Origin of the sequence: Stenotrophomonas sp. Marseille-Q4652 (genome assembly GCF_916618915.1) — a bacterium.
Taxonomy (GTDB): domain Bacteria; phylum Pseudomonadota; class Gammaproteobacteria; order Xanthomonadales; family Xanthomonadaceae; genus Stenotrophomonas.
In genome coordinates this window covers 2,047,894-2,064,417 of sequence record NZ_CAKAKE010000001.1, presented here as the reverse complement: position 1 = coordinate 2,064,417, position 16,524 = coordinate 2,047,894, and the positions used below count along the sequence as shown (strand labels likewise).

Sequence of the window (16,524 nt, the reverse complement as noted above, 5' to 3'; positions counted from 1 at the left end):
GAGCGCATGCGGGACATGAGGGACCTGACGGACGGAAAGAGGGGTGCGCCTGGGGCTGGGCGGTCCGGCTGTCCCGTGCTGGGGCGGCCCGCGTGGCGGCGTACGTCGGAGAACGCATTAGATGCGAATGATTCGCATTTTTCAACCACAAGCTGCCCGGCGGAGGGCACGCGCGGACGCTGGGAAGGTCACCGTGGTAGGCGAGGCTCCTGGAAGGCGGGGGACCGGCCGGTAGCCAGATCCACATGTCAGCAGAGCTTCCGGGTGGTCAAGATGCCGGACTGCCCTTGGCAAGCGCCTTGGGATCGCCCGGATTCCAGGCGATCTTCCACGTCTGGGTACCCGTCTCGTACAGCGCAGCGCAGCCATTGCGGCAGGGCGGCGCGGGCAGGTGGGCCACAGTCCGGGCGCTGGGTCTTCCGCTACAGCCTGCGCAGCAGCCCCCGCAGCAGTTTCTTGGTCTTGCCGTCCTCGGGTGCGTCCTGCTGGTCGGCGCGTTCGGGATCGGCGCTGTCCTGCATCGCCCCGCTCAGGTCCATGCCGAGGATCGCGCTGGCGGTGGATTTTGTGCGCACGCGTACGTTCCATTCCGGCTTCCATGCCGCCTTGGGATCGGCCGGACGCGGCGGCCAGGCGATGTTGGTCTCCGGGCCGTAGGCCATCATGTTGAGCATGCCGGCGCCTTCCTCCCCGAAGATGCCCCCGGGGATCGTGCATGAAGTGATGGTGACCGGCAGCAGCACCTTTTCCTTGATCCAGCGCTCCAGCACCGACCCGCCCAGGTACTGCATCACGCCCTGCCCGGCGTCGGCGACCTCGGCGCTGTTCCACATGACCATGTCGCGGCCACGCATGCCCACTGCGTGCAGGAAGTAGGCGCGGGCGTTGTCGACCGGCTTCCAGTTCACCTCGATCGCGGTGGCCGGGGAGCCGCTGCTGGTCAGTGCAATGGCCGGCATGAAGTCGGCGCTGCGGGTCAGTTCGAACTTCAGCGATTCCGGCACGCCGGCACCGGTGATGCGATGCGCGCCCACCAGCGAGGCATTGGCCGGCGCTCGCTGGCGGGCCTGGCGGTTGGGCCACAGCGCGTAGGAGGGATCCGGATCGATGTCGCGGTCGGGGGCATAGCGTCCCTGCTGCGGTTCGCCACTGACCTGGACCTTGCCGTTCTTGACGCTGACGCTGAATTCGCGCGGCTGGCCGGAGCGCACCCCGGCGCCGCAGCCCCAGTAGAACAGCATCCGCATCTCCCCGTCCGCCATGTGGCCGATCTCGCTGCCGGGCTGGTTGCCGCGTGGCGCCGGTGGGCGTTCGGTGGGCGGGAGCAGGGGCAGGGTGGCGCCCAGTCCGAGTCCCGCCGGTACTGCCTGCTCGGCCGGCGCGCCCGGATTCAGGCGGTTGTGCAGGGCGACGTCGAGGAACTTGCCGCTGCCGGTCGGAAAGCGCGTATCCGGATACTGCAGCTGGCCTGCGCCGGCGCCGGCCATCATCCGCGCCGCCATGCCGCCGAGCGCGCCCATGTCCGGCATGCCGGACATCTGGTGGGTGGCGACGTCGATCCAGACCTGGGTGGGCGGTCCGGCCTGTTGCGCGCTGCTGGCCGGCAGCACGAGCAGCAGGGGCGTGGCGATGGTCAGGCTCAGGACGCGCGGTTTCATGGGGAATCCATTCGATGGTGCTGGTCTTCCTAAAGCGTGGAATCAGGCCGGAACCGGACACGCGCATCGGCGGTCGCGTTCCGTTGACGTCGCCCCTATACTTCCCCCCAGTACCATCACCGGTGGTCGACCGTGCCCCATTCCCCTGCCGAAAAGAACAAGGCGCTGGCGCGCGTGCGCCGCATCCGCGGCCAGCTGGACGCGCTGGAGCGGGCGCTGGCCGAAGGTGCCGACTGCGCGCCGGTGCTGCAGCAACTGGCGGCGGTGCGTGGCGCGGTCAACGGCCTGATGTCCCAGGTGCTGGAAAGCCACCTGCGCGAGGAGCTCGCGCATCCGGCGACCTCGCCGCAGCAGCGCGAGCAGGGCGTGGAAGCCCTGCTTGAGCTGGTGCGCCGCTACCTCAAATGATCCTTCGTACCCGAACCAGGAGTTGCCCATGAAGTCCCGTGCCGCCGTTGCCTTTGCCGCTGGCCAGCCACTGCAGATCGTCGAGATCGACGTCGCCCCGCCCAAGGCCGGCGAAGTCCTGGTCAGGATCACCCACACCGGCGTCTGCCATACCGATGCGTTCACCCTGAGCGGTGACGATCCGGAAGGCCTGTTCCCGGTGGTGCTCGGCCACGAAGGCGCCGGCGTCGTGGTGGAAGTGGGCGAGGGCGTGACCTCGGTCAAGCCGGGCGACCACGTGATCCCGCTGTACACCGCCGAGTGCGGCGAGTGCCTGTTCTGCAAGAGCGGCAAGACCAACCTGTGCGTGGCCGTGCGCGCCACCCAGGGCAAGGGCGTGATGCCCGATGGCACCACCCGCTTCAGCTACAACGGCCAGCCGATCTACCACTACATGGGCTGCTCGACGTTCTCCGAATACACCGTGGTCGCCGAAGTCTCGCTGGCCAAGGTCAACCCGGAAGCCAATCCGGAGCACACCTGCCTGCTCGGCTGCGGCGTGACCACCGGCATCGGCGCGGTGCACAACACCGCCAAGGTGCAGGAAGGAGACAGCGTGGCCGTCTTCGGTCTCGGCGGCATCGGTCTTGCCGTGATCCAGGGCGCGCGCCAGGCCAAGGCCGGCCGCATCATCGCCATCGACACCAACCCGTCCAAGTTCGAGCTGGCCAGGCAGTTCGGTGCCACCGACTGCATCAATCCGAAGGAGCACGACAAGCCGATCCAGCAGGTGGTCGTCGAGATGACCGGTTGGGGCGTGGACCACAGCTTCGAGTGCATCGGCAACGTCAACGTGATGCGCGCGGCGCTGGAATGCGCACACCGCGGCTGGGGCCAGAGCGTGATCATCGGCGTGGCCGGCGCGGGCCAGGAAATCTCCACCCGTCCGTTCCAGCTGGTCACCGGCCGCAAGTGGATGGGCACAGCCTTCGGTGGCGTCAAGGGCCGCAGCCAGCTGCCGGGCATGGTCGAGGACGCGATGGCCGGCAAGATCGAGCTGGCGCCGTTCGTGACCCACACCATGGGCCTGGACGACATCAATGACGCCTTCGAGCTGATGCACGAAGGCAAGTCGATCCGTTCCGTGATCCGTTACTGAGGGCCCCGTCATGGTGAACAAGGATGCGCTGGCCGCGGCACTGTCCGGGAAGGAAGACAACGAGGAAGCCCGCGCGGCGATCGCGCGGCTGGGCGAGCGCGATATCGGCAGGATCGACAAGGCGATCCTGTCCAAGCTCGGCAGCGAGTGGAAGAAGGTTGGCCTGGTCACCACCGGCGTGCTGATCGCCGCGCCGGACGAGTACGAGGAAATCCCGGAGGCGTTCTACGCTAGCCGGATCCTCGCGCTGGCCGACGAGGGACGGATCGAGGCCCGGGGCAACCTGGAGGATCCGAAGGCCGGCGAGATCCGCCTGGCCTCCAAACCGGGAGCGGAGTGATGACCGAGCGCATCGAACACCGCGCCTGCTTCGGCGGCTGGCAGGACGTGTACCGGCACCGGTCCGAGGTGCTGGGCTGCGACATGACGGTGGGCGTGTACTTCCCGCCGCAGGCGCAGCAGGGGCCGTGCCCGGTGCTGTACTGGCTGTCCGGCCTGACCTGCACCGAGCAGAACTTCATCACCAAGGCCGGCGCGCAGCGTTACGCCGCCGAGCACGGCATCATCCTGGTCGCCCCGGACACCAGTCCGCGTGGCGAGCAGGTGGCCGATGCCGAAGGCTATGACCTGGGCAAGGGCGCGGGCTTCTACGTCAATGCCACGCGCAAGCCGTGGGCACCGCACTACCGGATGTACGACTACATCGTCGACGAGCTGCCGGCCTGGGTGGAAGCCGATCCGGCCGCGAGCCAGGTGCGGGGCATCGCCGGTCACTCCATGGGCGGCCATGGTGCGCTGACCATTGCCCTGCGCAACCCTGACCGTTACCGCAGCGTGTCGGCGTTCTCGCCGATCGTCGCGCCCAGCCAGGTGCCGTGGGGCCAGAAGGCCTTCACCGCTTATCTCGGCGAGGACCGTCAGGCGTGGCTGGACCATGATGCGGTGGAACTGGTGCGCCGTGGCGGCAGCAAGCTGCCGCTGCTGGTGGACCAGGGCGATGCCGATGAGTTCCTGGAAACACAGCTGCGTCCGCAGCTGCTGCAGGAGGCTGCCGACGCGGCCGGTCATCCGCTGACCCTGCGCCTGCAGCCTGGTTACGACCACAGCTACTACTTCATCGCCAGCTTCATCGGCGAACACATCGCGCACCACGCGCGCGCCTTCGCCGCTTGAGGCCTGACCATGGGCCGGGGCGGCAGCCCCGGCTCAGCGCACGTCGCGCAGTTCCCAGTGCGAGCCGGCCAGCAGGCGCATGCGCTGCTTGAAGATCTCGCCCGGCAGCGAGGTGGTGGCGACAAGGCTGATGCGCAGGTCCTGCTGCTTGCCGGTGACCACGGCCTGCGGGTCGACCGCACCCAGGGCGGGGTCAACCTGGTCCGGATCCGGCTGGCGGTCACGCCAGCGCTCGAACAGCGCCGACGAGCGCAGCGCATCCTGCAGTTGTTCGGCAAAGGTTTCGGCGCCATTGGCACTGAAGGACAGGTCCGGGTCAGCGCCGCGGGCCAGCGAGGGGTTGGGCAGTGCGATGGAATACTTCACGGGCATCGGGTCCTCCTTGCGGATGCCGCGCCCCGGGTGGGCGTGGCGGATGCAGGAAACTGGCAGATGCGCCGTCGTCCTGCGATGACGACGCGGTGCCTCCCGCCTACTCGAAGCTGTGCGGCCCGTCGGCGAAGCCGACCACGACCGCGCCCTTGCCCACGTTGACCATGCCGGTCAGGCTCATCACGCTCTCGTAGACCGTCACCCGGTGTTCCTGGCAGGTGGCGCGCAGTTTTTCGTAGCCGGGCAGGGCATGCAGGTCGGACAGCTCGCCGCCGTAGCTCAGGCACAGCGTCTGGGTCATCAGGCCGGAGCGGACCCGGTTGCCGGCGAACTCGAACAGCTTGGCGACCGCCCCGTCGAAGCCCTTGACCTTGGCCACCGGCGAGGTCTCGCCGCGATGGCCGTGCAGGATCGGCTTGATGTCCAGCGCGCTGCCCAGCGCGGCGCTGAGCAGGCCCACGCTGCGGTCACCCTTGTGGCGGGCGCGGGCACGCAGGTAGTACAGGTCGCGCGGGACCAGGTAGCCGTGCAGGTTGCCGGCCAGGGTCTCCAGCCGTTCGCGCATCTGCTGCACGCCGGCACCGGCTTCGCGCAGGCGCACGGCCTCGACCGCCATCACCGCCTGCGCGGCGAACAGGTTCTGGGTATCGAGCACGCGCAGCGCAAACGGCGAGTTGTGGCCGGCCGCCTGGCGCACCGGCTTGTAGTCGTTGAGGATCGCGAAGCTGGCTTGCATCGCGTTGTCGTAGATCGGGCTGCGGGTCTTGGTGATCGTCAGGCAGAACACATGGTCGTAATCGATCACCAGCTTGCCGAGGAACAGGTCGCGGATCTGGTTGACGCTGAAGGCGATGGTTTCCGCTTCGGCGCCGTGCTCGGCCACGTGTGCGTGCAGGAAGCTCAGCGTGGCTTCCTCGTCGCGGTGGTCGGCGAGTACCGCCTCACCAATGCGCACCGTGATCGGCAGCAGGACAATGTTGTGCTCACGGATGAAATCCTGCGGGAGATCGCAGGCCGAATCTACGACGATACCAACACGCATTGGGCTCCCCCCCCTAGGTATGCACTGGCGTATTTTGTGTGAACCCTATCGCAAATGCAGTGTCCGCGTCTCTGTCCCGGGACACCTCGCCGCCGGCATCCTTGCGTATCAGCGCGCCGAGGTAAATGGCCGGTCGGTTTCGCCGCGGTGCAGCACGCAGCGGGGATGATGTGCGTCGGCCATGGGTCACCTGACAAGTCCACGCGACCTGCGCGTGCCATCAGACCAGTGGAGTCCAATCAACCCGCCCCTGGTCTTTTCCGGACTACAACCGGCGCGCCGCGAATCGCCGAACTCCGAAGGCGGGGAACGGGTGACGGCCTGCTCTACTTTTCAACGCCGCGTTTGAAACCTGATGCCAGCACATAGCGTGGCAGGTTAAGCTGAACGCGCTCAGCCCCACTGGATGGGCTGAGCGCAGGGAGATCGGGATGTGGAAGGATGTTGGAGGCGGCGTGCTTGACCACCCGCGCAGTGGCGGTTTGCGGCAGATGGCAAAGGAAGGCGGATTGATGAGCGCAGCCAAAGAGGTGGTGGAGTTCTGGCGTGCGGCCGGTCCGCAGCGCTGGTTTGCCCGCGATGACCAGTTCGATGCCGAGTTCCGCCGCCGCTTCCTCGATGCGCACTACGCCGCGGCGCGGCGCGCCTGCGAGGACTGGCTGGAGACCGCCGAAGGCGCGCTGGCGCTGATGCTGCTGCTGGACCAGTTCCCGCGCAACTGCTTCCGCAACACGGCCCATTCCTACGCTACCGACGGCCTGGCCCGGCATTACGCCACGCGCGCGATCGAGGAAGGCCTGGACCGCGAGTTGACCCCGCAGCTGCGCGCCTTCATCTACCTGCCGTTCGAGCATTCGGAGGATCCGCTGGACCAGGAGCGCTCGGTGGCGATGTTCGAGGTGCTCGGCGACCTGGAATACCTGCGCTACGCCGAACTGCACCGGGACATCATCCGCCGCTTCGGACGCTTCCCGCACCGCAATGCGGCGCTGGGGCGCATTCCCACGCCGGAGGAGCTGGACTTCCTGGCTACCGGCGGCTTCGCCGGCTGAGCCGGCAAGCAGATAGAAAAACGCCGGCAGATGCCGGCGTTTTTCGTTGCTGGGTGCGTGCGCTCAGTAGCGCGGCACGCCGTTGTCCACCGACTGCGACCAGGCATCGATGCCGCCGGTGACGTTGTAGACGCGGGTGAAGCCCAGCGCACGGAACTGCTCGGCGGCCTGCATGCTGCGGCCGCCGCGGTGGCACAGGAACGCCAGCGGCGTGTCCTTGGGCAGGGCCTCGAGCTGGACGCGGCCGTCGCCGTCGAAGCTGCGGAACGGCGCGGACACCGCGGCGATGGCGCGCTCGTCGGCCGGACGCACGTCCACCAGGGTCACTGCACCGGCGCGGGCCTGGTCGTCGGCGTCGCGCGGGTCCAGTTCCTGCACGGCCTTGGGCGCATTCGGGTTGTCGATCGCCAGGCCCTTGCCGCGGATGTCGTCCACCCAGTCGATGGTGATGCCTTCGGCGCGGCGGGCACTGGCCAGGTCGAACTGCACGCGCAGGCCGTTGGACTCGGCGGCAATGGCGTTGGCATCGAACGGGGCCAGCTGGAAGTCCGGCTGGAAGCGTGCATCGATGCTCAGCTGCAGCGCGGCGCCCGGGGCGTCGGCCAGCGCTCCCTTGAGCATTTCCACCGCGGCCGGGGTGACCGTGATCGACGGCGGGGTGCGGTCCGGGGCCGGCAGGCCGAGCACGCTGCTCAGCTCACCACTGGCTGCCATCTGCAGGATGATGTCGCTGCCGCCGATCAGCTCGCCGTCGATGTACAGCTGCGGGATGGTCGGCCAGTCGCCGTAGGCCTTGATGCCCTCGCGGATCTCGTTGTCGGCAAGCACATTGACGTGGGCGAATTCCACGCCCAGGTCCGAGAGCGCACCGACGGCCTTGGCCGAGAACCCGCACTGCGGCATGGTCGGCTGGCCCTTCATGAAGAGCACGACGCGGTTGGCGCCGAGGATGGATTCAATGCGCGAACGCAGGGCGGGATCTAGGGACATCGGCGGATTTCTGGCAGCGAATCGGAACGGCCATTCTACGCGGCGTGGCATCATGGGGCATGACTGCACCGCAAACCCCGAGCCCGTCCCTGGCGCGCGCGATCCCGACCCGTCCCTGGCGCTGGGTGCCGTGGCTGCTGGCCTCGCAGGGGGTCGTGGCGGGGCTGTGGTGGTGGCAGGGCTGGATGCTGGCCCTGCCGCTGATGCTGGCCTCGCACGCAATGTTCGTGGTGCCGGTGTTCCTGCCCAACACAGCGTTCTACGCGCCGGTGCTGAGCCGCCTGCCGAAGCCGGGCAACCGGATCTGGCTGACCATCGATGACGGCCCCTCCGACGACACGCCCGCGCTGCTGGACCTGCTTGACCGTCATGACGCGCAGGCCACCTTCTTCATGGTCGGCGAACGTGCGGCCGCACGCCCGGAGCTGGTGCGCGAGGTGCTGAGACGCGGGCACTCGCTGGGCAACCACAGCCACAGCCACCCGCAGGGACGTTTCTGGGCGCTAGGCCCGGCGGCGATGGCGCGCGAGATCGACCAGTGCCAGCAGGCGCTGGCGGCCATCGCAGGCGCGCCGCCGCGCTGGTACCGCTCGGTGGTCGGCATGACCAATCCCTTCGTCGCCGCGCCGCTGCGTGCGCATGGCCTGGCCCGCGTGGGCTGGAGCGCGCGTGGTTTCGATGGCGTGGCCTGCGAGCCGGACCAGGTGGTGGCCCGCATCGTCGCCGACCTGCGCCCCGGGGCGATCGTGCTGCTGCACGAAGGTTCCGGGCACGGCCACAACCTGCGGATCATCGAGGCGGTGCTGCAGGCCGCGCACGAGCGTGGTCTGGTGGCGCGGCTGCCAGGCTGACCGTCTTCGCAAGGCCGGTGGGCCATGCCCCCGCCGTCATTACCCAACTCCATTTAGCCATTCCGGAACCCGATGTCCTTTTCCCCGCTCGGCCTGTCGCCGGCCCTGCTGACCGCCGTGCAGCGGCGCGGCTACCTGCAACCCACGGCGATCCAGTCGCAGGCGGTGCCGTTAATCCTGCAGGGACGCGACGTGGTCGCCGCGGCACCCACCGGCTCGGGCAAGACCGCGGCGTTTGCGCTGCCGTTGCTGCAGCGCCTGGCGGCGCGCCAGCCCTCGCGCCCGCGCCGGCTGGCGGCACTGGTGCTGGTGCCCACCCGCGAGCTGGCGCTGCAGGTCGACGCCACCCTCGCCGAACTGGGCGACGGATTGCCCGCTGCGCCCAAACGGGTCGTGGCGATCGGCGGGGTGTCCATCAATCCGCAGCTGATGGTGCTGCGGGGCGGCGCCGACATCATCGTCGCCACGCCCGGACGCCTGCTGGACCTGGTGGCGCACAACGCGGTGTCGCTGGGGAGGGTGGAAATGCTGGTGCTGGATGAAGCCGACCGCCTGCTCGACCTGGGCTTTGGCGAGGAACTGCAGCGGCTGCTGGCGCTGTTGCCGCCGCAGCGACAGACCCTGCTGTTCTCGGCCACGTTCCCGGCCGAAGTGGAACAGCTGGCCGCTTCGCTGCTGCGTGATCCGGCGCGCGCGGGTGACGCGGGCGAACAGCTGGTTGCAGCCATCCGCGAACGCGCCCTGGTCACCGACACCACGCAGCGCACCGCGCTGCTGCGCCACCTGCTGCAGGAAAACGACTGGAACCAGGTGCTGGTGTTCGTGGCCAGTCGCCACGGCGCCGACAACCTGGTGCAGAAACTCGGCAAGGCCGGCATCGACGCGCGGGCGCTGCATGGCGACCTGGGCCAGGGGCGGCGCAACCGCAGCCTGCAGGAATTCCGCGACGGCACGGTGCGGGTGCTGGTAGCCACCGACGTGGCCGCGCGCGGCATCGACATTCCGCAGTTGCCGGTGGTGGTGAACTACGACCTGCCGCGTTCGCCGGCCGATTACACCCACCGCATCGGACGCACCGGGCGCGCGGGCCAGCCGGGCCTGGCGATCAGCCTGGTCAGTGCCGACTGCGAAACCCATATGCGGTTGATCGAGAAGCGTCGCGGGCAGCGCATCCCGCGCGAGCAGGCGGCGGGCTTCGAGCCGCAGGTGACTGCCCCGGCGAAACCGGCGGCGCCGGCCACGGCAGCGGACAGCAATGGCGGCATCAAGGGCAGGCGGCCCAGCCGCAAGGACCGCCTGCGCGCCGCAGCCGCAGCCGCAGCCGCAGCCGCAGCCGGCGAGGGCGGGCCGGCAAAGGACGACTGAAGGCTCAGGCCTCGTCGTCGAAATCCGTTTCGGCGGTGACATCAGCCTGCGGGCGCGGGGTGCGCTTGGCCGGCTTGCGCAGCACCTCGACGAAGAACTGCTCGTTGCCGGCGGCCACCAGCGCATCCACCGCGCGGATCAGCTCGCCGAACGGCACCGGCTGCGCGCTGGCCTCGTCCACGCCGCAGCGGCTGTCGAAATCCCAGAAGTCGGCGCCGGCCGGGAGCGGCTTGCCGCGTTCGCGACGGGCGTACTTGCGGATGTCGTGCTTGGCGGCTTCGACGAGACGGTCGCGGTTGCGGCCTTCGATGTTGAGCGGGTAGGTCTTTCTCACGGTGCTTCCTGTGGGGCGCGCATGACGCGAAGGGCCGGCAGGCGCCGGCAGGACTGGCTTGAGCGCCAGCCGGTGATTATCCGCGCAAACCGGCAGTGGGTGGCGCCAGTGCGTTCAGGCGGCCAGACCCAGCAGCACCAGTGCGACCAGGCCGGTGAAGCTGGCCGTGGCCAGCACGACGGCCAGCAGCGGGAACAGGCGCCGCTGGCCGGGCAGGCACAGCGCCACCGCGCCCAGGGCCAGCGCCAGCAGTTCCAGCAGGATCGAGCCGATCAGGGCTAGCCCCACGACGATCGCCAGCGGTGAGTCCACGTCCGTGCCGCCGGGCGAGCTGGTACCCACCAGCGTGGCCACGGCCAGCAGGGCCGCGACCGCCACGGCGACGACCACGGCCAGCACCAGCGCGGCGATGCCCAGCCTGGAATGCGGCTGCCCGGGCGGGCCGGACGCGCGCAGGGTCGAGGCGGCGCCGGGCAGCTGCGACACGCTCAACGCGCCGGCAGGGTGGCGACGATCAGCCAGTTGTTGAACGGGGTGTTGCCGTACAGCGGGGTGAAGTGGCTCTCCAGCCCGGCCGCGTCCATGGCGGCGCGGATGTCGTCGAGCCGCGGATAGTGCTGCGGCCGCTCGCTGATCCAGCCGACCAGGTGGGCCAGCAGGTCGGTGAAGCGGGTGGTGCGGTCACGTGCACTGCGGTCGGCCACGGTGGTGCGGATCACCAGCCGCGAACCCGGTGCGAGCATGCCGATGGCATCGCGCAGCAGGCGCTGCTGGCCCTCGGCATCCAGGTACTGGAGCACGTCGAGCAGGGCGACGCTGCCGCGGTGTGCCGGCAGGTCACGCGCCAGGTCATGCCAGGCAAAGCTCACGCCCGACAGGCCGGCAGCCTGGGCGGCGCGCTGCGCGTTCTCCACCTTGGGCCGGTCGATGTCCACGCCGTGGTAGGCCAGTTCGTGCTGGCCGTCGTGCCTCAATGCATGGGCAAGCAGGCCCAGCCCGCAGCCCAGGTCCAGCACCGGCCCGCGACAATCGCGCAGCGCCGCGAGCACGCCCGGATACAGCGGATCGGTAGCCAGCTTGCTGCGTGCGTAGAAGTAGTCGCGGCGGTTGCCCCAGGCCCGTTCCGGCAGGAAGGCGCGGGCGAGCTGGCGGGCGGTGGCGGCGGGCAGCGGACGGGTGCTGGCGTCGGTATTCAGGGCGTTGTTCCGGCAAGGATGGCGCGCGCGAAAGGCAGCGCCTGGTGGGCCCACAGCGCGTACAGCGCCGCGGAAGGATGGAGGCCATCGTCGGCCAGCATCGCCGGTTCGGCGCCGCGGCTGCGGCTGGTGGGCGCGGTGTCGACGAAGTGGCTGCCGCGGGCGGTGCAGATCTCGCGCGCCGCAGCGTTGAAGGCATCCAGTTCGGTGGCGATCAGCTGCGGGTCGCGGCCCTGGGCCACGGCGAACGGGGTCACGCCCCAGTCGGGGATCGCCAGCACCATCACCCGTGCCGCCTCGCCACCGGCCAGGCCGATGGCACGTTCCAGCAGGGCGTAAAATTGCCCGCGGTACCCGTCCAGCGGGCGGCCGCGGTACTGGTTGTTGACCCCGATCAGCAGGCTCACCAGCTCGAACGGCCCGACCGGCTGTGCGGCATCGATGCCGGCATCCAGCTCGTCGGTGGTCCAGCCGGTGGTGGCGATGATCCGGGGCTCGGCGATCGGCTGGCCCGCGTCGGCCAGCAACGCCGCCAGCTGCACCGGCCAGCATCCGCTTTCCGCAACGCCTTCGCCGATCGTGTAGGAATCGCCCAGCGCGAGGAACCGCGGCAATGGCCGCGCCGTTGCAGGAGCCATGCCTCAGGCGACCGCGCTGCGCGACTTCAGCGGTACGACCTTGGTGACGCGCTCGGCGCGGCGCGCCAGGCAGCGGTCGATGCGCGCGAACACCTCGCGCATCACCTCGGCCTCTGGCAGCAGGGTCACGCGGAAGTGGTGGCGGTAGGGCACGTTGAAGCTGGAACCGGGCACGACCAGCACGCCTTCCTCATCCATCAGCTCCAGTGCGAACTCATGGTCGTCGAACCCGCGCGCAGCGTCGCCGACCACGGCCGGGAACGCGTACAGCGCGCCGGCCGGGGCGACCAGCGACAGGTGCTCGCTGGCCGCGCAGGCCTCGATCACCGCGCGGCGGGTCTCGTACAGGCGGCCACCGGGTGCGCACAGCGGCGAGATCGTGTCCGGGCCGTTGACCGCGGCCTCAATCGCGTACTGGCCCGGCACGTTGGCACACAGGCGCAGCGCACTGAGCAGGTCCAGCGCGGCGCGGAACTCGCCCAGGCGTTCGCCGTCGCCGGACAGCAGCGCCCAGCCCACGCGCCAGCCGCAGGCGCGGTGCACCTTGCTCAGGCCACTGAAGGTGATGCATGGATGCTCGCCGGCCAGAGGCGCGACCGGCTGGAACACGGCGTCGTCGTACAGGATCTGGTCGTAGATCTCGTCGACCATCAGCAGCAGGTTGTGCTTGACCGCGATGGCGACGATCTTCTCCAGCAGCTCGCGCGGATAGCTGGCGCCGGAGGGGTTGTTCGGGTTGATCAGCACGATGGCGCGGGTGCGCGAGGACACCAGCGTCTCGATCTCCACCGGGTCGGGCTGGAAGCCGTTCTCCGGCGCGCACCGGTAGTACACCGGGCGGCCGTCGTTGAGGATGGTCGCCGCCGACCACAGCGGGTAGTCCGGCGAGGGCACCAGCACCTCGTCGCCCGGGTTGAGCAGGGCGCGCAGCGACAGGTCGATCAGCTCGGACACGCCGTTGCCGACGAACACCCGGTCCGGATGCGCATCCGGGCTGCCGCGGCGGGCGTAGGCCGCGGCGATCGCCTCGCGCGCCACCGGCAGGCCCTGCTGGTGGGTGTAGGGGTCGGTGCGGCCCATGTCATCGGCAATCGCGTGCTGCAGGTGCTCGGGCGCGCGGAAGCCGAAATTGCCCGGGTTGCCGATGTTGAGCTTGATCAGCTTGCGGCCCTGCGCCTCCAGTTCCCGGGCCCGTCGCGCCAGCTCGCCGCGGATTTCATAGCGGACCTCGGAGAGGCGCTCGCGGATGGCCAGGGGTTTGGACGGGGGCGTGGACATGGCTTGCTGGGCCGGAAAGGGGCGTCTGGCCGCATGGTAGCGGAATTGCTGCACTGCATGGCGGCTGCCCGGAAGCGCCGCGTCGGCCTGCTTCCGGGCCGGGGGCGCGGGCGCGGTGAGCGGGCACCGCCTAGAATGGGCGCGATGACTGAAACAACTGATTACACCGCCCTGCGCACCATCGGCTGGCCCTGGCCAGGACCACCGGAAGATCCGTCCTGGCGCGAGGCCTTCGCCGCCCATCCGCAGGCGCGGCCGGGGCGCGTGGTCGAGCAGCACCGCTCCGGCTACGTGGTCGCCGATGCGCCGGGGGCGGCGATCAAGACCGAGTCGCCGCCGGAATGGCAGCGCCCGCGTTTCCCCAGCCACGAGCGCGCGGCGGTCGGTGACTGGGTGCTGCTGGACGGCATCCGTATCGTCGCCCTGCTGCCGCGGCGCACCGCGATCAAGCGCGGTGCCGCCGGCGAGCACTACCACCAGCAGGTGATCGCGGCCAACATCGATACCGTGTTCATCGTCTGCGGGCTGGATGCGGACTTCAATCCACGCCGGATCGAGCGCTACCTGCTGCTGGTCGGTGGGGGCGGCGCGCGTCCGGTGGTGCTGCTGACCAAGGCCGACCAGACCGAATACAGCGACGATGCGCTGGCCGTGCTCGAGGAGCTGGCTGCGCAGGAGATCCCGCTGCATGCGATCAACGGCAAGGATCCGGCGGTGCTGCAGACACTGGCGCCGTGGCTTGGCCCGGGTCAGACCGTGGTGCTGGTCGGTTCGTCCGGTGCCGGCAAGTCGACCCTGACCAATACCCTGCTCGGCGAGGAGCGGATGAAGACCGGCGAGGTGCGTGGCAGCGATTCGCGCGGACGCCACACCACCACCCACCGTGCGTTGCTGCCGCTGCCCTCCGGTGCCTGCCTGATCGATACCCCCGGCATGCGCGAGCTCAAGCCGACCGGCGAGGAGACCCTGGCCGAAGGCGGCTTTGCCGATATCGAGGAGCTGACCACCCAGTGCCGGTTCCGCGACTGCGCCCACCAGCAGGAGCCCGGCTGCGCGGTGCGTGCGGCCATCGAGGAAGGACTGATCGAGGAAAGCCGGCTGGAAAACTACTTCAAGCTGGCCGAGGAAGTCGCCACCGCGGCTGCCAAGCTGGCCCAGCGCCAGGCCGAGCAGGCGGTCGAACGCCGCGCCGGCCGCGGCACGCAGTGGCGGCCGGTGGGGAAGAACAAGCGGCGCTGAGCCGATGGGCACGGGAGGGAGACAATGGGCAGCACGCACACTGATCCGGCAATCGCCCTCCACGCGCAACTGGATGCACGCCTGGTCCACGCGGTGCGTGGCATCCGCCTGCTCGCGCTGACCAGCTGGCCGGCTGCCACCCAGGCCCCGTTCCTGGAAAGCGTGGCCCGCGGCCAGCCGCGGCTGCCCGAGGTGGCCTATCCGAAGCTGGATTTCTCCGACGTGCGCCGCGAGCTGGCTGCCATCGGTGCGAGCGTCGATCCCGGCCATCCGCTGGGCCGCTACATCGCCGACTCGGCGCGCAGCTGGGACCTGGCCGCCGGCCTGCTGGAAAGCCTGGGCACGGCGGCCGTTGGCGACTATTCGCAGCAGTTGTTCGGCGTGCCCGAACAGCCGCTGCCCGGGCACGGCCCGACCACCCGCGAGGCCGCGCGGCACTTCATCCAGATCGCGCAGGAGCTGGACCACGAGCTGCTGGCGCCGGAGGAACACGTGCCGGTCTCGGCGATTGCGCTGGCGCTACAGTTGCAGGGTGACCTGGACCGGTTCTTCGATGCCCGCATCATCACCGTCGAACTGGATCCGGACCTGATCGCCAAGGCCGCCGCCGGCGCCACCCGCATCCGCCTGCGGACCAGTGCCAGCTTCAGTGCCTACGACCGCGCCCAGCTGTTCCACCACGAGGCGCTGGTGCATTCGCTGACTGCGCTCAACGGCCAGCAGCAGGTGCTGCTGCCCAGCCTGGCACTATCCTCGCCACGCACCACCGCCACCCAGGAAGGGCTGGCCACGTTCGCCGAGCAGATCACCGGCAGCATCGACATCGAGCGGCTCAAGCGCATCAGCCTGCGCATCGAGGCCATCGCCATGGCCCGCGAGGGCGCGGACTTCATCGAGGTGTTCGGCTTCTTCCGCCACGCCGGGCAGACGCCGGAAGAAAGCTTTGCCTCGGCCCAGCGCGTGTTCCGCGGCGTGCCGCCGTCCGGTGGCACCGCCTTCACCAAGGACACGGTGTATCTGCGCGGGCTGGTGTCGGTGCACACCTTCTTCCGGCAGATGCTGCGCGAGGAGAAGCTGCAGGTCTGCCGCTGGCTGTTCGCCGGCAAGATGACCCTGGGCGATGCGCAGTCGCTGGCGCCGCTGTTCGAGGCCGGGGTGCTGGCCGCGCCGCGCTGGCTGCCGGACTGGGTCAGTCGGGCCAATGGCCTGGCCGGGATGCTGGCGTTCTCGCTGTTTGCCAACCGCATCCGCATGGACCGGTTGCGGCCCGAGCCCGGCACCGGCGACTGAGGCTTACTTTTTCGCCTCGCGCTGCAGCCAGGTGCCGCTGGCCCGGTCATGCCAGGTCAGTCGCTGGCGGTCGACCAGTGACCACCAGAAACCCAGGCCGCCGGCCAGCAGCGACAGCGTGCCGACCAGATAGCGCAGCCACACGGCCCTGCGCGTGGGCTGGCCACCCTCGCGGGTACGCAGGTGCAACCGCCACGGGCGCATGCCCAGGGTCTGGCCACCGCGGCGCCAGCTCACCGTGGCGTACAGCCCGGTCACGATCCAGCAGCACAGCCACAGCAGCCACTGCAGCGCACTGAACGGGGCGATGTTCTCGCGCGCGCCGTGCCCGGCCAGGGTGTAGCCGGCCACGAACAGCGAGGCCACCAGCATCCACAGCGCCAGTGCCGGCCACAGGTCGTAGAGCAGCGACAGCAGCCGCCACGGCAGCAGGGAGCGTCGGGGAGCGGGTTCGGGCGTGTCCATCGCGCCAGCATACGGAAGCGCGGTGGCCGCAGGGA

General features: G+C 69.7%; 19 protein-coding genes. 9 read left to right on the top strand and 10 right to left on the bottom strand.

Annotated features, from left to right (window positions below; all coding sequences use genetic code 11):
• Positions 1-422: 422 nt before the first annotated feature.
• A complete protein-coding gene (locus LG380_RS09835; RefSeq protein ID WP_225764877.1) occupies positions 423-1,658 on the bottom strand; it encodes a hypothetical protein in 1,236 nt (411 codons plus the stop codon).
• A gap of 132 nt (positions 1,659-1,790) precedes the next feature.
• Here LG380_RS09835 and LG380_RS09830 point away from each other — a divergent pair, with 132 nt between their 5' ends.
• Genes LG380_RS09830 through fghA form a run of 4 tightly spaced genes read left to right on the top strand, consistent with a single transcriptional unit; the run spans position 1,791 to position 4,377 of the window.
• On the top strand, positions 1,791-2,066 hold the full coding sequence (locus tag LG380_RS09830) for a metal/formaldehyde-sensitive transcriptional repressor (RefSeq protein WP_225764876.1): 276 nt from the start codon (positions 1,791-1,793) through the stop codon (positions 2,064-2,066).
• Between the two features lie 28 nt (positions 2,067-2,094).
• Complete coding sequence (locus LG380_RS09825) at positions 2,095-3,204, top strand: S-(hydroxymethyl)glutathione dehydrogenase/class III alcohol dehydrogenase (protein WP_225764875.1); 1,110 nt, start codon at positions 2,095-2,097, stop codon at positions 3,202-3,204.
• A gap of 10 nt (positions 3,205-3,214) precedes the next feature.
• Positions 3,215-3,544, top strand: a complete 330-nt coding sequence (locus LG380_RS09820) for a DUF3658 domain-containing protein (protein WP_225764874.1) — start codon at positions 3,215-3,217, stop codon at positions 3,542-3,544.
• The gene (fghA, locus tag LG380_RS09815) at positions 3,544-4,377 is read left to right on the top strand and encodes an S-formylglutathione hydrolase (protein ID WP_225764873.1); all 834 of its coding nucleotides are present in this window, start codon (positions 3,544-3,546) and stop codon (positions 4,375-4,377) included. The genes LG380_RS09820 and fghA overlap by 1 nt, the downstream gene beginning before the upstream one ends.
• 33 nt (positions 4,378-4,410) lie before the next feature.
• On the opposite strand, the gene LG380_RS09810 is transcribed toward fghA, so the two are convergent.
• Positions 4,411-4,749, bottom strand: coding sequence for a hypothetical protein (locus LG380_RS09810; protein ID WP_225764872.1), 339 nt, complete (start codon positions 4,747-4,749; stop codon positions 4,411-4,413).
• Positions 4,750-4,849: 100 nt separating this feature from the next.
• Positions 4,850-5,791 carry a DegV family protein gene (locus tag LG380_RS09805; RefSeq protein ID WP_225764871.1) on the bottom strand — a complete coding sequence of 314 codons (942 nt, stop codon included), beginning with the start codon at positions 5,789-5,791 and terminating at the stop codon, positions 4,850-4,852.
• 512 nt (positions 5,792-6,303) lie between these two features.
• On the opposite strand from LG380_RS09805, the gene LG380_RS09800 reads away from it, so the two are divergent.
• A complete protein-coding gene (locus LG380_RS09800) occupies positions 6,304-6,843 on the top strand; it encodes a DUF924 family protein (RefSeq protein WP_225764869.1) in 540 nt (179 codons plus the stop codon).
• 63 nt (positions 6,844-6,906) lie between these two features.
• Here the strand turns inward: LG380_RS09800 and grxD are convergent, their stop codons facing one another.
• The gene (gene grxD, locus LG380_RS09795) at positions 6,907-7,833 is read right to left on the bottom strand and encodes a Grx4 family monothiol glutaredoxin (RefSeq protein WP_225764867.1); all 927 of its coding nucleotides are present in this window, start codon (positions 7,831-7,833) and stop codon (positions 6,907-6,909) included.
• Between the two features lie 59 nt (positions 7,834-7,892).
• Here grxD and LG380_RS09790 point away from each other — a divergent pair, with 59 nt between their 5' ends.
• Both LG380_RS09790 and LG380_RS09785 read left to right on the top strand, forming a co-directional pair.
• Entirely contained in the window at positions 7,893-8,684 is a 792-nt protein-coding gene (locus LG380_RS09790; RefSeq protein ID WP_225764865.1) for a polysaccharide deacetylase family protein, read from the top strand.
• A 72-nt stretch (positions 8,685-8,756) separates the two neighbouring features.
• A complete protein-coding gene (locus tag LG380_RS09785) occupies positions 8,757-10,049 on the top strand; it encodes a DEAD/DEAH box helicase (protein WP_225764863.1) in 1,293 nt (430 codons plus the stop codon).
• A 4-nt stretch (positions 10,050-10,053) separates the two neighbouring features.
• Here LG380_RS09785 and LG380_RS09780 read toward each other — a convergent pair whose 3' ends face one another.
• The 5 genes from LG380_RS09780 to LG380_RS09760 form a co-directional block, all read right to left on the bottom strand.
• Positions 10,054-10,383: a DUF6172 family protein gene (locus LG380_RS09780; protein WP_225764861.1), complete on the bottom strand. Its 330-nt coding sequence runs from the start codon at positions 10,381-10,383 to the stop codon at positions 10,054-10,056.
• Between the two features lie 114 nt (positions 10,384-10,497).
• On the bottom strand, positions 10,498-10,875 hold the full coding sequence (locus tag LG380_RS09775) for a hypothetical protein (RefSeq protein WP_225764860.1): 378 nt from the start codon (positions 10,873-10,875) through the stop codon (positions 10,498-10,500).
• Positions 10,872-11,579, bottom strand: a complete 708-nt coding sequence (locus tag LG380_RS09770; RefSeq protein ID WP_225766560.1) for a methyltransferase domain-containing protein — start codon at positions 11,577-11,579, stop codon at positions 10,872-10,874. The genes LG380_RS09775 and LG380_RS09770 overlap by 4 nt, the downstream gene beginning before the upstream one ends.
• Positions 11,576-12,217 carry an SGNH/GDSL hydrolase family protein gene (locus LG380_RS09765; protein ID WP_225764859.1) on the bottom strand — a complete coding sequence of 214 codons (642 nt, stop codon included), beginning with the start codon at positions 12,215-12,217 and terminating at the stop codon, positions 11,576-11,578. Before LG380_RS09765 ends, LG380_RS09770 begins: the two co-directional genes overlap by 4 nt.
• 3 nt (positions 12,218-12,220) lie before the next feature.
• On the bottom strand, positions 12,221-13,495 hold the full coding sequence (locus tag LG380_RS09760) for a pyridoxal phosphate-dependent aminotransferase (protein ID WP_225764858.1): 1,275 nt from the start codon (positions 13,493-13,495) through the stop codon (positions 12,221-12,223).
• Between the two features lie 135 nt (positions 13,496-13,630).
• Between LG380_RS09760 and rsgA the strand changes: the two genes are divergently transcribed.
• Together rsgA and LG380_RS09750 are read left to right on the top strand one after the other, a co-directional pair.
• Entirely contained in the window at positions 13,631-14,734 is a 1,104-nt protein-coding gene (gene rsgA / locus LG380_RS09755) for a ribosome small subunit-dependent GTPase A (RefSeq protein ID WP_225764857.1), read from the top strand.
• Between the two features lie 24 nt (positions 14,735-14,758).
• On the top strand, positions 14,759-16,024 hold the full coding sequence (locus LG380_RS09750) for a flavohemoglobin expression-modulating QEGLA motif protein (protein ID WP_225764856.1): 1,266 nt from the start codon (positions 14,759-14,761) through the stop codon (positions 16,022-16,024).
• Positions 16,025-16,027: 3 nt separating this feature from the next.
• Here LG380_RS09750 and LG380_RS09745 read toward each other — a convergent pair whose 3' ends face one another.
• Positions 16,028-16,489 (bottom strand): RDD family protein, encoded by a 462-nt coding sequence (locus LG380_RS09745; RefSeq protein ID WP_225764855.1) that lies wholly within the window; start codon positions 16,487-16,489, stop codon positions 16,028-16,030.
• Positions 16,490-16,524 lie beyond the last annotated feature (35 nt).